General features: G+C 71.9%; 9 protein-coding genes. 5 read left to right on the top strand and 4 right to left on the bottom strand.

What is annotated here, in order from left to right:
* Positions 1-55 precede the first annotated feature (55 nt).
* From dhaK to dhaM, 3 genes are all read left to right on the top strand, one after another.
* Positions 56-1,054, top strand: coding sequence for a dihydroxyacetone kinase subunit DhaK (gene dhaK, locus ACFOYW_RS03750; RefSeq protein WP_390227307.1), 999 nt, complete (start codon positions 56-58; stop codon positions 1,052-1,054).
* A 3-nt stretch (positions 1,055-1,057) separates the two neighbouring features.
* On the top strand, positions 1,058-1,696 hold the full coding sequence (gene dhaL, locus ACFOYW_RS03745) for a dihydroxyacetone kinase subunit DhaL (protein WP_390227306.1): 639 nt from the start codon (positions 1,058-1,060) through the stop codon (positions 1,694-1,696).
* Positions 1,697-1,780: 84 nt separating this feature from the next.
* A complete protein-coding gene (dhaM, locus tag ACFOYW_RS03740) occupies positions 1,781-4,384 on the top strand; it encodes a dihydroxyacetone kinase phosphoryl donor subunit DhaM (protein ID WP_390227305.1) in 2,604 nt (867 codons plus the stop codon).
* A gap of 122 nt (positions 4,385-4,506) precedes the next feature.
* On the opposite strand, the gene ACFOYW_RS03735 is transcribed toward dhaM, so the two are convergent.
* Complete coding sequence (locus tag ACFOYW_RS03735) at positions 4,507-5,400, bottom strand: aminoglycoside phosphotransferase family protein (protein WP_390227304.1); 894 nt, start codon at positions 5,398-5,400, stop codon at positions 4,507-4,509.
* Between the two features lie 69 nt (positions 5,401-5,469).
* On the opposite strand from ACFOYW_RS03735, the gene ACFOYW_RS03730 reads away from it, so the two are divergent.
* A complete protein-coding gene (locus ACFOYW_RS03730; protein ID WP_390227303.1) occupies positions 5,470-6,975 on the top strand; it encodes a S1C family serine protease in 1,506 nt (501 codons plus the stop codon).
* A gap of 123 nt (positions 6,976-7,098) precedes the next feature.
* Here the strand turns inward: ACFOYW_RS03730 and ACFOYW_RS03725 are convergent, their stop codons facing one another.
* A complete protein-coding gene (locus tag ACFOYW_RS03725; protein ID WP_390227302.1) occupies positions 7,099-7,677 on the bottom strand; it encodes a TetR/AcrR family transcriptional regulator in 579 nt (192 codons plus the stop codon).
* Positions 7,678-7,768: 91 nt separating this feature from the next.
* Between ACFOYW_RS03725 and ACFOYW_RS03720 the strand changes: the two genes are divergently transcribed.
* Positions 7,769-8,839 carry an NAD(P)-dependent alcohol dehydrogenase gene (locus ACFOYW_RS03720; RefSeq protein WP_390227301.1) on the top strand — a complete coding sequence of 357 codons (1,071 nt, stop codon included), beginning with the start codon at positions 7,769-7,771 and terminating at the stop codon, positions 8,837-8,839.
* A 101-nt stretch (positions 8,840-8,940) separates the two neighbouring features.
* Here ACFOYW_RS03720 and ACFOYW_RS03715 read toward each other — a convergent pair whose 3' ends face one another.
* Both ACFOYW_RS03715 and ACFOYW_RS03710 read right to left on the bottom strand, forming a co-directional pair.
* Positions 8,941-9,720: a MerR family transcriptional regulator gene (locus ACFOYW_RS03715; RefSeq protein WP_390227300.1), complete on the bottom strand. Its 780-nt coding sequence runs from the start codon at positions 9,718-9,720 to the stop codon at positions 8,941-8,943.
* Positions 9,721-9,895: 175 nt separating this feature from the next.
* Positions 9,896-14,524, bottom strand: a complete 4,629-nt coding sequence (locus ACFOYW_RS03710) for an ATP-dependent helicase (protein WP_390227299.1) — start codon at positions 14,522-14,524, stop codon at positions 9,896-9,898.
* Positions 14,525-14,552: the final 28 nt, after the last annotated feature.

Genomic DNA, 14,552 nt, shown 5'->3' with positions numbered 1-14,552 from the left:
CCGCACGCGAGTCCGTCGCCGATCGGGAAGCACGCGCAGGGAAGAGAAGTCAGCGATGAAGAAGCTCATCAACCGCCCCGATGACGTACTGGCCGACTCGCTCGTCGGCTACGCGTCGGCGCACCCCGAGGTGCGCGTGGACCACGAGCGCCGCATCGTGTACCGCACGGAGCCCAAGGAGCGCGGGAAGGTCGCCGTGGTCTCGGGCGGCGGCACGGGCCACGAGCCTCTGCATGGCGGCTACGTCGGCCGCGGGATGCTTGACGCCGCGGTCGCCGGCGAAGTGTTCACCTCGCCGACCCCCGACCAGGTCGCGGCCGCGATCGCGGGCGTCGACGGCGGCGCCGGGGTGCTTCAGATCGTGAAGAACTACACCGGCGATGTCATGAACTTCGACATGGCGGCCGAGCTCGCGGCGGCCGAGACGGGGGTGCAGGTCGAGACCGTCCTGGTGGCCGATGACGTCGCCGTCGAGGACTCGCTCTTCACCGCGGGGCGCCGCGGCGTCGGTACGACGGTGCTGGTCGAGAAGATCGTGGGGGCCGCTGCGGAGGAGGGGCGGGACCTCGCATCCCTCGCCGCACTCGGACGCCGCGTCAGCGAGTCGGGCCGTTCGATGGGCATGGCGCTGACGAGCTGCACCGTGCCCGCCGCCGGCAAGCCGACGTTCGAGCTGCCGGACGACGAGATGGAGATCGGCGTCGGCATCCACGGCGAACCGGGGCGGCATCGCGAGAAGGTCGGGCCCGCGTCTGAGATCGCGAAGCTGCTCGTCGAGCCCGTGCTCGACGACCTCGACTTCACCGGGGCGCCGGTGATCGCACTGCTCAACGGGCTCGGGGGCACGCCGCTCATTGAGCTGTACCTCATGTACGGCGAGGTCGCGAAGCTGCTCGAGGCGGCGGGCGTGACCGTTGCCCGACGTCTGGTCGGCAACTACATCACCTCGCTGGACATGGCCGGGTCGTCGCTCACGCTGCTGCGCGCCGACGACGAGCTCCTGTCGCTGTGGGACGCGCCCGTGGTCACCCCGGGCCTGCGCTGGGGGGCCTGAGCCGTGGCATCCGATCAGATCTCGATCGACGCGCTCGCCGCGTGGCTGCGACGCTTCCAGCACCTCGTCGCCGACAACCGCGGCTACCTCACCGAACTCGACTCGGCCATCGGCGACGCCGACCACGGCGCGAACCTCGACCGCGGCATGACCGCCGTCGTCGCGAAGCTCGACGAAGCGCCGTCGCCGGACGCCGCAGACCTGTTCAAGCGCACCGGCATGACGCTCGTCTCGACCGTCGGCGGGGCGAGCGGGCCGCTCTACGGCACGTTCTTCCTACGACTCGGAACCGGACTCGGGGCGGTGACCTCGGTCGGGGCCGCGGAACTCGGTGCGGGGCTGCGCGCCGGGCTCGAGGGGGTCGTGCAGCGCGGCAAGGCCGAGCCGGGCGACAAGACGATGCTCGACGCGCTGCTTCCGGCCGTCGAGGCGTTCGACGCTGCGGGCGTGGACTCGGTGACGGATGCTGTGCACGCGGCCTTCGAGGCGGCGCGGGCCGGCCGCGACGACACCGAGCCCCTCGTCGCCCGCAAGGGTCGCGCGAGCTATCTCGGCGACCGCAGCGCCGGGCACCTCGACCCGGGCGCGACCTCGACGGCCCTGCTGTTCCAGGCGCTCGACGAGACGCTCGCGGGGCGGTAGCAGTAGCGGTGCGGTAGTCAGAGTTCAGCGGGCTCGCGTCGGCGCGCGCACGTCATCGTCATCGGAACAGGAAAGGGCCGCCGCATGATCGGCATCGTCGTCGTCTCGCACAGCGCCGCGCTCGCGCAGGCCGCGCTCGAACTCGCCTCGCAGATGATGCACGGCGACGGCGCACCGGTCGAGCTGGCCGCAGGCACCGATGACGGCGGACTCGGCACGGACGCGATGCGGGTCGCCGACGCCATCGACGCGGTCGCCTCGGCCGGCGCTGACGGGGTGCTCGTCTTCATGGACCTCGGCTCGGCCGTGCTCAGCACCGAGCTGGCGCTCGAGCTGCGCTCGTCGGACACGCCCGTGCGGCTCACGAGCGCGCCGTTCGTCGAGGGACTCGTCGCCGCCATCGTCTCGGCGGGCGCGGGGGCGTCGCTCGATGCCGTCGCGGCCGAGGCGGAAGGGGCGCTCGCGCCCAAGCTCAGCCACCTCGACGGCGGTACGGAGAGCGCGCCGAGCCACGAGGTCAGCGCGCCCGGGGCCGGCGCTGCGCCGTCGGCGGGGGCCGCGGCTTCGGCGGGGGCCGCGGCGACCGCGCGGACCGGTTCGGGCATCGCCGCCGATGAGGCGGATTCGAGCGTCGGGGGCGCGCCGCAGACATCCGCTCGCGTTCTGCTTGTCAACGCCGCGGGCCTGCACGCGCGGCCCGCTGCGTCGCTCGCCGCCGTGCTCGGGAAGCTCGACGCGCGGGTGACGCTCCGGAACCTGCGCACGGGCAACGTCGTCGTCGACGCGACGAGCATGAGTGCGCTCCTGACGCTCGACGCCCGCCGGGGCGACGAGCTCGATGTGACCGCGACGGGGGCCGATGCTCAGGCCGCCGTGGCGGAGCTCGAGCGCCTCGCGGCCGACGGTTTCGGCGAGGGGGCAGCCCACGCGCCGGAGCCGCTCGCCGAAACCGGAGTAGTTGCTGCCGCGGCGGCCGCTGAACAGCAAGTAGTCCGTAATGGGCGCGGGGGTGAGCCGGGCGGCATCGGCCTCGGCGCCGAGCCGCGGGCCATGGGGGTGAGTCCGGGAGTCGCGGTCGGCGTCGTCGTGCGCATGGCTCCGGCGGCCCCCGAACCGCTGGCCGGCGCACCACTGCCGGAGGACGCGCGCGCCGAGGGTGCAGCGTCCGTCGACGCCGCGTTCGAAGCCGTCCGCGACGGGCTCGAACGCCGCGCCGTGCGTCTCACCGAGCCACGTTCGGCCGACGCACGCGCTGTGCTCGAGGCGACGGCCGCGCTCGCCGGCGACCGCGCCCTCGCGACGGACGCCGGTCGTCGTGTGATCGAAGCCGGGCTCTCGCCGGCGCGCGCGGTGTGGGAAGCGCTCGACGCCTACGCGACGAAGCTCGCCGCCCAGGGCGGCATGCTGGCCGAGCGCGCCGCCGACGTCCGCGATCTGCGCGGGCGTGTGATCGCGCGCCTGACCGGCGTTCCCGAGCCAGGCCTGCCCGATCGAACCGAACCGTTCGTGCTCGTCGCCGACGAACTCGCGGCCGCCGACGCGGCACTGCTCGGCACGACCGCCTGCGTCGGAGTCGTCATGGCCACGGGAGGTCCGACGTCGCACGCGGCGATCATCGTGCGATCCCTCGGCCTGCCCGCGGTGGTGGCACCGGGTGCGGGAGCGGTCGCCGACGGCGTGACCGTGCTGCTCGACGGCACTACGGGCGAGCTGGTCGAGTCGCCGAGCGGCGAGCGGGTGGCCCAGGCATCCGCTCGCGCTGTCGCCCCGCCCTTCCGCGGCACGGGGCGCACCGCCGACGGCCATCACATCGACCTGCTCGTCAACGTCGGCGCGGCGGACGGCGCCCACCACGGCGCCGAACTGCACGCCGAGGGGGTCGGCCTCTTCCGCACCGAGCTCGCTTTCTTCGATCGCACGACGGCACCGAGCCTCGACGAGCAGGTCGAGATCTACCGGCCCGTGTTCGCGGCCTTCCCCGGGCGCACCGTCGTCGTGCGCACGCTCGACGCCGGATCGGACAAGCCGCTCGCCTTCCTGCCGCAGGCCGCTGAGCCGAACCCCGCGCTGGGGGTGCGCGGAATCCGGTCAGCGCGTGCATCGCGGGCCGTCCTCGACACGCAGCTCGCCGCGATCGTGCGAGCGGCGCAGGCCGAGCACGCGGAGGCCTCAGTGATGGCGCCGATGATCGCAACCGTCACGGAGGCGCGGAAGTTCGCATCCGTCGCTCGCGATCACGGAGTCGCGCGAGTCGGGGTCATGATCGAGACGCCCGCGGCGGCCGTGACTGCGGCGGAACTGCTCGACGTGCTCGACTTCGTCAGCATCGGCACGAACGACCTCGCGCAGTACACGCTGGCCGCCGATCGCGAGCTCGCGGTGCTCGCCGAGCTCAACGACCCGTGGCAGCCGGCGCTGCTTCGACTCATCCGGATCGTGGGGGCAGCGGGTGCCGCTGCAGGGAAGCCCGTCGGCGTGTGCGGTGAGGCCGCCGCCAACCCGAGCCTTGCGCCTGTGCTCGTCGGCCTCGGGGCGACCAGCCTGTCGATGATGCCGAACGCCCTCGCCGCGGTCGCCGCGTCGCTCGCCGGGGTGACTCGTGCGCAGTGCGTCGCCGCGGCCGAGGCGGCGGCCGCGGCGACCAGCCCGGCCGATGCGCGGGCCGCGGCGGCGGCAGTGCTGGCCTGATTGTCCCCGTTTGGCGCGTTGCCGTGCCCGAGTGGCGCAACTGTGGCCGCCTGATCAGGCACAGTTGCGCGGATCAGGCACAGTTGCGCGGATCAGGCTCAGTTTCTTAGGCGATCAGTTGCTCAGCCGATCAGCACCTGATCGAGGCCCTGACGGCCCATCGTCGCCATCGGGCCCGAGCCGTCCGACGCGGCGAACGCGGCACTGGCGATGGACACCGCCCACGCTCGCGCGCGGACCCAGGTCGAAGCATCCGTCTCGCGCAGCTCGTCGTGCCGTGCACGGAACTCTGCGCGACCGGCCGGGGTGAAGTGCAGCCACGCGGCCGCGAGGTCGGTGGCGGGATCGCCGGCCGTGACATCGCCGAAGTCGACGACGGTCGCGAGCTCGCCCGACCGCCCCACGACGACGTTGCCGGGGTGCGGATCGCCGTGCAGCCACGTCGCGGGGTCGCGCCAGAGCGGGGCGGCGACGCCGGCGTCCCAGATGGCGGTCAGCGCGGCGAGCTCGTCGGCCGGCACCCGGTCGGCGAGGCCCGCGAGGCGTGCCAGGACCGCGCCGGTCCGTGTTCCGAGGGGCACCCCGCGCACTGGGTTGAGCGGATACCCCGTGCCGGCCGATACGTGCAGCGCCGCCATGAACTCGGCGAGACGGCGCGCGTACCCGTCGCGCACGCCCGGCGCCACGTGCGCCCCGCTCTCGCCCGCGACCCACGGGATGATGCTCCAGGCGAACGGATACTCGCCGTCCGGTCGCCCGACGGCGACCGGCACCGGCAGCGGCACAGGCGTCAGCCGCTGTAGCAGGGGCAGGCAGCGCTGCTCGTGCTCGATGAGGCGCGCGGCGACCTCGCGGCGCGGCAGCCGGATCGCGTGACGCCTGCCGAGCCGGAACAGCGCGTTGTCCCACCCCTCGGCCACGAGCTCGACAGGTGCGGCCAGCGCGGGGAAGTGGCGCGCGACCAGCCGCTCGGCGAGGGCTTGATCGACAGCCAAGTCGGCATGGGGAATGTCCACGGAGGCCTCATAGGATTCACATCAGTACGCCTTAGCCCCATCTCGGGTGGCTGGCGTCTCATGGTTGACATGAGCGAGAACTACGGTAACGGCCCCGCGGCGCCGGCCTACGCGAAGCCGCGGCGAGAGTACTTCACCAAGCGGCAGACGCTGATGGTCGCGGCCTCGACGGTCGTGGCCGCGGCTCTCGGAGTCGGCTGCGTGTTCGCGGCTCAGGACGCCTTCGGCGTCGCCCGCAGCGTCACCTCGGCCGCGTTCGGCCAGCCGGCCGCCGGGTCAGGGCAGACCGGCGCAGGCGCCGGCTCGGGGTCGGGCTACGGCTACGGCGGTGGCCAGCTCGGGCAGGGCGGCCAGTACGGGTACGGCGGCGGCGGCTCGGCGGGCAGCGGCTCGGCCGGCGGCTCGTCCGATCCCTTCGGCGGCAGCCAGTACGGCGGCTCGCAGTCGGGCTCGCAGTCCGGCAGCTCGGCGAGCGGCGCGAGCGAGACGGATGCGACGAGCGCGGAGTCCCGCGGCGTGGTGCTCATCAATACCGAGCTCAGCTACGAGAACGAAGAGGCCGCGGGCACCGGCATGATCCTCACCTCCAATGGCGAGGTGCTCACCAACAACCACGTGATCGAGGGCTCGACGACGGTGCAGGTGCAGGTCGTCTCGACGGGCAAGACCTACACCGCGAAGGTCGTCGGCGACGACCCCACCGATGACGTCGCGGTGCTGCAGCTGCAGAACGCGAGCGGTCTCACCACCGCCAAGGTCGACTCCTCCGCGAACGTCAAGACCTCGGACAAGGTGACCGGAGTCGGCAACGCCGAGGGCGGCGAGAAGCTCGTCGCGGCGCCCGGGAGCGTCACCGGGCTCAACAAGAGCATCACGACCGAGGCAGAGGACACCGTCGCCTCGGAGTCCCTGCACGGCCTCATCGAGACCGACGCGGGCATCCAGCCCGGCGACTCGGGCGGCCCCCTGTACAACGCGGCGGGCAAGATCGTCGGCATGGACACCGCGGCCGCGAGCGGCGGCCCGACCGACGGCTACGCGATTCCGATCTCCTCGGCGCTGTCGATCGCGAAGCAGATCGAATCGGGCGACTCGAGCAGCAAGATCGAGCTCGGCTACCCGGCCTTCCTCGGCGTCGAACTGCCGACGGATGCCTCGAGCGGCAGCTCCTCGTCCGGATCGGGCGACGGCTCCGGCTTCAACGGCGGATACGGCTTCGGTGACGGGTCCGGCTCCGGTTTCGGCGGCGGCTCCGGGGAGGGTCAGCTCGGTGGCGGCGACAGCCAGTTCGGCGACGGATCGAGCGACGGGGGCAGCAGCACGGGAAGTGCCGGAAGCACCGTCTCGGGCGCTCAGATCGCCGGCGTGACCGCCGGCGGCCCGGCCGAGCAGGCCGGTCTCGCGGCCGGCGACACGATCACGGCCGTGGGCGGCACGTCGGTCTCGTCGACCACCGCGCTGCAGACGGCCATCAAGGGCTACCAGCCGGGCGACAAGGTCAGCGTCACCTGGACGGACACCTCGGGCCAGTCGCACACCGCGACCCTCACCCTCACCACGGGGCCGGCGGCCTAAGCATCCGCTCGCCTCGCCCTTCGGGTGCATGACGCACGATCGGGGATACGGAATCTGTTGATTCGTATCCCCGATCGTGCGTTCTCTCCCCAAGGCGGGCCGGCACCGGGCCGAACGGCCGCGTCACGGGGCGAGGATGCGCACGACGCTCTCGCGCAATAGAGTGCGGCGGGACTCGTGCTCGGCCTCCGGCTCGTCGGCGCTCGCCGCGTAGACGCCGCTCGTCGCGGACCACGCCGACGCCATCGAGATGACCAGTGTCAGCAGTGCGACGGGGTCGCCCTCGCGCAGTCTGCCCGCCGCCTGCGCCGCGGTCATCGCGTCGACCTTCGGCGAGAAGTCCCCGCCCTCGAACCATCGGCCGGTCGGGCGGCGCTCGAGACGGATCCAGGAGATCAGCCGCGTCAGGTCCGGCCGGGTGAGGTGCTCGTCGTAGACCTGCACGGCCCACTCGGCGATGTCCTTGACGTCGAACGGGATCGCGTCGGTCGTGCTCGTGACGTGATCGGCGATGACCGCCTCGAAAAGCCCTTCCTTGCTGCCGAAGTAGGCATAGAGCTGGGCCTTGTTGGTCTTGGCCGCGGCGGTGATGCGGTCGACGCGTGCACCGGCGATTCCGTGGCGCGCGAATTCGGCGGCTGCCGCGTCGAGGATCCGGCGGCTCGTCGCAGCACCGCGCTTGCTCGTGGGCAGTTCGGGCATGCACCTCACTTTAACAAACCATGTGGTTGCTTTCACGGATGCCTGGAGCTAACCTCAGACAGACCGAATAGTTTGTTTCTGAGGAGCACACATGCGCACCACGACCGCCTGGCAGGGCACCGGCAATTCGACCGAACTGAAGCGGGCGACCATCGAACGCCGCGAGCTGCGCGACGACGACCTCGCCGTTCGCGTCGACTACTGCGGCGTGTGCCACAGCGACCTGCACGCGCTGCACGGCCTCGTCGGGAAGCCGGCTGCAGGCATGGTCCCCGGCCACGAGTTCACTGGCACGGTCACCGAGGTCGGCAGCGCCGTCACCGATTTCGCCGTGGGCGACAAGGTCGCCGTCGGCACGATCATCGACTCCTGCGGCGAGTGCGACATGTGTCGCGCCGGGCAGGAGAACTACTGCGCAGTGAGCCGGGTGCTCACCTACGGCGGCCCCGACCCCCGCGATGAGACCGCGCGCGACGGCAACGTCACCAAGGGCGGCTACAGCCGCGAGTACATCGTGCGCTCGACCTTCGCATACCCGCTGCCCGAGGGCATCGACGCAGCCGCAGCCGCTCCGCTGATGTGCGCCGGCATCACCGTGTGGGAGCCGCTGCGCGCCGCAGGCGTCGGACCGGGCAGCAAGGTCGCGGTCGTCGGCCTCGGGGGAGTCGGCCACATGGGCGTGAAGTTGGCCGCCGCGCTCGGCGCCGACGTCACCGTGCTCAGCCGCACGGCCGACAAGGCCGACGACGCGCGGGCGCTCGGCGCATCCGGTCTGCTGCTCACGAACGACGATGCACAGCTGGCAGAGGCATCCGGCCGCTTCGACGTGATTCTCGACACGGTCTCGGCGCCGCACGACCTTGCGCCGCTCCTCCAGCTGCTCGCGCTCGACGGCACGCTCTACGTGCTCGGCGTGCCGCTGCCCACGGAGGTGCCGCTCATGCTCCTCACCATGGGGCGGCGCAAGCTCAGCTCCTCTGGCACGGGCGGTCGTCGCGGCACCGCCGAGATGCTGGCATTCGCCGGCGAGCACGGCATCGCCGCCGACGTCGAGGTGCTGCCCTCGACGCGCGTGAACGACGCCCTCGACCGTCTCGAGCGCGGCGACGTGCGCTACCGCTTCGTACTCGACATGGCCGACCTCGACGCACCGGCCGCCTAGCGGTGTTCACCAGGGGCGCACACTCGCCGATCGGGCACACAGAACCCCGTGATTCGTGTGCCCGATCGGCATTTGTGTGCCGTTCGCGGCGCTGCCCCGGATCAGAGGTTCGCCCCTGCGAAGTGCTCGAGCGCGGACTTCACGAAGGCGGCACCGTCGCGACCGCCATAGTTGGACGCAAAACGCTCGTCGTCGACGTACCACTGCGCGAGGCCGAGAATGTATGCGTTGAGCTGCGCGGCGTCGCCGTCGGCGGCGGGCGTGCCCGGAATCGACCGCAGCCACTCGACATGCGCTCGGGCGAGCAGCTGTGCGGCGGCTGCCTCGGGTGAGGCATCCGTCGCTGCCAATTCGATCCACGCTCGAGTGCGGGCGGCGAGAGCCGCGCGGAAGTCGTCCTTGTCCGCGGCGGACTTGCTCTCCCACCACCGGTTGCCGGCGGCATAGGCGTCTGCGCCCCATCGGTGTTCGACCTCGTCCTTGTGTGCCGTGTGATCGAACCCGTCGAAGATCTCAGTCACGGTGAGCTCCGTTCCTTGTCGAAGTGCGTGAAGTGTGCGGGTCACGGATGCGAGCTGGCGATCGAGCCGGTCTCGTTCAGCCTCCAGCCAGCCGAGGTGGGCCTCGAGCGCTGCAGCGGTGTCGTCTTCGTGATCAAGCACATCTGCGACGGCTGACAGGCCGAGCCCCAGCTCTCGCAACAGGAGGATGCGTTGCAACCGGACCAGGCCGTCGCGGTCGTAGAAGCGCTGCCCGTTCGCCCCGACGCGCGAGGGAGTGAGCAGGCCGATTTCGCCGTAATGGCGCAGAGTCCTGTTCGTCGTGCCGCTCATCGTGGCGACCGCACCGATCGGCCATTCGGTGGTCCGTTCCTCGTGCATGTCCACGACGCTAAGCGTTGACGCTGCGTCAAGGTCAAGCGCGAGATGGGTAGAGCTGACGGCTGAGCGGCGCGGCGGCGCTGCGGGGCGGGGCGGTTGTGGGCCGGTGTCATCGCAGGGGCACCGAGACGGCGTGCCTCGGCGCCGACGCGCGCACCCGAGTGAACCGCAGCGCTCAGAAGCGCAGGCGGAGGCCGCGCGGCGTCTCGTTGAAGCCGGCCGCCGCGAGCGCGTCGCCGAGCGGGGTGCCGAGCACGAATGCGCCGTTGGCGGATTCGATCGCAAGCCGGGCGGTGCCGCCGCGACGCACGAGCTGAGCGACGGATGCCGCGGCCGCAGCGAGGATGCCGGGCGCATCGCTGAAGGCCAGCACGGTCCTGCCGCCGCGCTCGAGATAGAGCACGAGGGCTCCGTCGACGAGGGTCACGAGGGCGCCCGCCTTGCGCCCTGCGCGGTGGCCCGAGCTTTCGCCCTCGGGTGTCAGCGGCGGGTCCGGCCAGGGCAGGGCCGCCCCGTACGGGTTCGCGGGGTCCGTCGCGGCGAGCGTCACGACGCTGCCCGGTGGCGGCGGCGCGGCCGGGTCGAGCGCCGCTGAGGCATCCGTCACGAAGCCGCGCAGCCGGTCGACCGTGGGTGCGCTCGCGAACTGAGCCGCGCCCAGGGTCTCGATGAAGTAGCCGCGTCGTACGTGACCGCCCTGCTCGAACTCGGCCAGCACGCGGTACGCGAGCGCGAAGCCACCAGGCAGCCCCTCGTTCTGTACCGAGCCGCGGGTGACGACGCCGTAGCGGTCGAGCAGGTTCTCGGCCGCGGCGTGCGCGCGCAGTGTCGTGTCGACGGTGCCGAGGGGAAGCAGCGACCAGCGGCCGGCGACGGTCGGTGGGCCCGTGCGCGTCGGCGCGCTCGGGCGCGCGAGGCTGCTGGCGAGCTGCATGCGGCCGCCGCGGAACATGCGTGAGCGTGGTGCGCGCGCCGGCCGCTTGTGCGCGGCCCTGCTGCCGGTGAGAGCACGGACGGGCGCGAGGGTGTCATTGGTGACGAGCCCGGCCCAGACCAGGTCCCACAGCGCGGTCTCGAGCACGGCATCGTCCTGCGAGCCGACCGCGTCGGAGAGCTGGCGGAAGAAGAAGCCGCCGCCCGCTCCGAGCGTCGTGAGGATCTCGCGCTGCAGCTCGTCGGTCTCGAAGTCGACCGGCACGGCGAGCGTCAGCGGTGCGTTCTCGGCGAGGTGAAGGCTGAGCCAGCCGTCGCGCCCGGGGATGGGGCCCGCACCCGCCCAGATCACCTCACCACTCGCTGTGAGCTCGTCGAGCATGACCGGCGAGTAATCCGACACACGACTGGGCAAGATCAGCGATTCCCACGCGGATGCCGGCGCGCGCACCCCGGCGAGCTGCTCGATGACGGACGCCACCCCGTCGACCCCGCGCATCGAGCCTGAGCCGACGTGCTGCCACTCCACGAGAAAACGGGCGAACGCCGCCGGTTCGACCGGCTCGACCTGGTGGCGCAGAGCGGCGAGCGACAGCCGCCGCAGCCGCCGCAGCACCTCGGAGTCGCACCACTCGGTGCCTGTCGCGTGCGGCCGGAACTCGCCCTCGGTGACCCGGCGCTCGTGCGAGAGCCGGCGGAGGGTGTCGGTCACGACGGCCGCGCCGAGCCCGAAGCGCGCCGCCGCCTCGTCAGCCGAGAACGGCCCGTGCGTGCGGGCGAAGCGGCCGATCAGGTCTCCAAGCGGGTCGGCGACGGGCTCGATGAATGCCGTCGGGACACCGATCGGCAGCGCCACCCCGATCGCATCGCGCAGGCGCGCGGCGTCTTCGACGGCCGCGACGCGCGACTCACCGGCGATGTTGACGCGCAATGCGCGCTTCGATGCGACGAGCTCGTCGACCGCGGTCTCGAGCTCGGCGACGGAGCCGGCGAACCGCGCATCGATTTCCCCGAACGAGAGCGGCCCGAGCACCCGCAACAGGTCCGCGACGCCTTCCAGATCACGAGCGCGCCGCTCTTCGGGCAGCCGCTGCAACTCGGACTCGATGCGCTCGATGACCTCGGGGTCGAGCAGCTCGCGCAGCTCGGACCGCCCGAGCAGCTGCCCGAGCAGCTCGGTGTCGACCGTCAGCGCGGCGGCCCGGCGCTCGGCCAGCGGCGAATCGCCCTCGTACATGAACTGCGCGATGTAGCCGAACAGCAGCGTCGAGGCGTAGGGGCTCGGACGCTCGGTCATCGTCTCGACGATGCGGATCTTGCGCTGCTCGATGCGCTTGGCCACGTCGCGCAGGGCGGCGAGGTCGTAGACGTCTTGCAGGCACTCGCGCATCGTCTCGAGGATGATCGGGAACTGCGGGTACTTGTGCGCCACTTCGAGCAGTTGCGCGCTGCGCATGCGCTGCTGCCAGAGCGGCATGCGCTTCCCGGGGTTGTACCGCGGGAAGAGCAGCGCGCGCTGCGCTGCCTCGCGGAAGCGCGCGGCGAAGAGCGCCGAGCCGCCGACCTCTTCCGTCACGAGCTGTTCGAGCTCGTCGGGCGCGAAGACGAACAGCTCGGCGCCGGGCGGTTCGGCGTCTGAATCGGGCAGCCGCACGATGATGCCGTCGTCAGCCGCCATGACCGAGCCCTCGAGCCCGAAACGGTCGCGCACCCGCCACCCGACCGCGAGCGCCCACGGCGCGTGCACCGTCTGGCCGTACGGCGAGTGCAGCACGATGCGCCAGTCGCCCAGCTCATCTCGGAAACGTTCGACGACGAGTGTCTTGTCCGTCGGCAGGTGACCCGTCGCCGTCTTCTGATCGTCGAGATACGTCAGCAGATTCCATGCGGCGCGCTCATCGAGCCCGTCGTCGAGCAGGCGGCGCGACGCATCCGTCTGATCACTCGATCCCAGCTCGCGCACGAAGCCGCCGAGCGCCTCGCCCAGCTCGGCCGGCCGGCCGATGTTGTCGCCGTGCCAGAACGGCACGCGCCCCGGTTCGCCGTACGCCGGCGTGACCATGACCCGGTCGTGCGTGATCTCGGCGATGCGCCAGCTCGTCGTTCCGAGCGCGAACACGTCGCCGACCCGCGACTCGTACACCATCTCTTCGTCGAGCTCGCCGACGCGGCGCGGCGCCCGCTCGTCGTCGCCCGCGACCATGAACACGCCGAACAGGCCCCGATCGGGGATCGTTCCTCCGCTCGTCACCGCGAGTCGGCTCGCACCCGGGCGGGAGGAGAGGATGCCGCGCTCGCGGTCCCACACGAGGCGCGGGCGCAGTTCGCCGAATTCCTCGCTGGGGTAACGACCTGAGAGCAGGTCGAGCACCGCCTCATAGGCGCCACGCGGCAGGCTTGCGAACGGCGCCGAGCGGCGCACGGTGTCGAACCACCCGTCGACGTCGACTGGCGCGACCGAGACCGCCGCGACGGTCTGCTGCGCCAGGATGTCGAGCGGATTCTGCGGCACCCCGATCTGCTCGATCAGACCGGCGCGCATGCGCTCGGTCGCGAGTGCCGACTGCACGAGGTCGGCACGGTGATTGGGGAACAGGATGCCTCTCGACACCTCGCCGACCTGGTGCCCCGCACGGCCGATGCGCTGCAGGCCGCTCGCGATCGACGGCGGCGCGGCGACCTGCACGACCAGGTCGACCTCGCCCATGTCGATGCCGAGCTCGAGCGAGCTGGTCGCGACGACGCAGCGCAGCCGCCCGGTCTTGAGGTCGTCTTCGATCGTGGCGCGCTGTTCCTTCGACACCGAGCCGTGGTGCGCGCGAGCGAGCACCGGCGCATCGGCTGCGACGCCGCCCGTCGTGCCCGACCCGCCGACGAGCTGCGCGGGGAAGGTCGTCATCGGCTCGGCCTCGTAGCCGAGCCGCTCTGCATAGAGCTCGTTGAGCCGCGCCGTCAGACGCTCGGTCGTGCGCCGGCCGTTCGCGAACACGATCGTCGAGCGGTGCGCCAGCACCTCGTCGAGCACGGCCTCGTCGACGTGCGTCCAGATCGTGCCGCCGACAGCGCTCTTGCCGTCAGCGCCTCGCCCGTCGGACCCGCCGCCGGGCGCTCGCTGGAGTTCGCGCATGTCGTCGACCGGCACGATCACCCGTAGATCGAAGCGCTTCTGCGCCTCGGGCGACACGATCGTGGTGGGCGCCTGGCCGGAGAGGAAACGCGCGACCTCTTCCGCCGGACGCACCGTGGCCGACAGCCCGATGCGCTGGGCCGGCCGCGCAAGCAGCTCGTCGAGCCGCTCGAGCGACACGGCGAGATGCGCACCGCGCTTCGTCGCCGCGACCGCATGCACTTCGTCGACGATGACCGTCTCGACCTGGCGCAGCGTTTCGCGGGCGCCGCTCGTCAGCATGAGGTAGAGCGACTCGGGGGTGGTGATCAGGATCTCGGGCGGATGCCTGAGCAGCCGTTGCCGCTCGCTCGACGGAGTGTCGCCGGAGCGCACGCCGACCGTCACGTCGGGCGGCTCGACGCCCATGCGCTTCGCCGTCTGCGCGATGCCGATCAGCGGGCTGCGCAGGTTGCGCTCGACGTCGACGCCGAGCGCCTTGAGCGGTGAGATGTAGAGGACCCTGGTCTTCGCCGTTCCCGCCCTGACGGCATCTGCCGTGGCGCCCGAGTCGCCCATGAGCCGGTCGATCGCCCACAGGAATGCCGCGAGGGTCTTGCCCGACCCGGTCGGCGCGATCACGAGGGTGTTCCGCCTCGACGAGATCGCCTCCCACGCACCGGCCTGCGCGTTCGTGGGCTCGCTGAACGCCCCCGCGAACCAGGCGCGGGTCGCGGCGGAGAAGCGCTCAAGGGGATCCGACATCGGCACTCATCCGACCATATGCCTCCGA

Source organism: Gryllotalpicola reticulitermitis, assembly GCF_042651345.1.
GTDB classification, from domain to species: domain Bacteria; phylum Actinomycetota; class Actinomycetes; order Actinomycetales; family Microbacteriaceae; genus Gryllotalpicola; species Gryllotalpicola reticulitermitis.
Note: the sequence above shows the minus strand (reverse complement) of the source record. Positions and strands in the feature narration are given on the sequence as shown.

What these genes read in the sequence shown, in the direction of transcription:
- ACFOYW_RS03710 (WP_390227299.1), bottom strand. Translation starts at nt 14,524, where the DNA reads ATGTCGGATCCCCTTGAGCGCTTCTCCGCCGCGACCCGCGCCTGGTTC.
- ACFOYW_RS03715 (WP_390227300.1), bottom strand. Translation starts at nt 9,720, where the DNA reads ATGCACGAGGAACGGACCACCGAATGGCCGATCGGTGCGGTCGCCACG.
- dhaK (WP_390227307.1), top strand. Translation starts at nt 56, where the DNA reads ATGAAGAAGCTCATCAACCGCCCCGATGACGTACTGGCCGACTCGCTC.
- ACFOYW_RS03720 (WP_390227301.1), top strand. Translation starts at nt 7,769, where the DNA reads ATGCGCACCACGACCGCCTGGCAGGGCACCGGCAATTCGACCGAACTG.
- ACFOYW_RS03730 (WP_390227303.1), top strand. Translation starts at nt 5,470, where the DNA reads ATGAGCGAGAACTACGGTAACGGCCCCGCGGCGCCGGCCTACGCGAAG.
- ACFOYW_RS03725 (WP_390227302.1), bottom strand. Translation starts at nt 7,677, where the DNA reads ATGCCCGAACTGCCCACGAGCAAGCGCGGTGCTGCGACGAGCCGCCGG.
- dhaM (WP_390227305.1), top strand. Translation starts at nt 1,781, where the DNA reads ATGATCGGCATCGTCGTCGTCTCGCACAGCGCCGCGCTCGCGCAGGCC.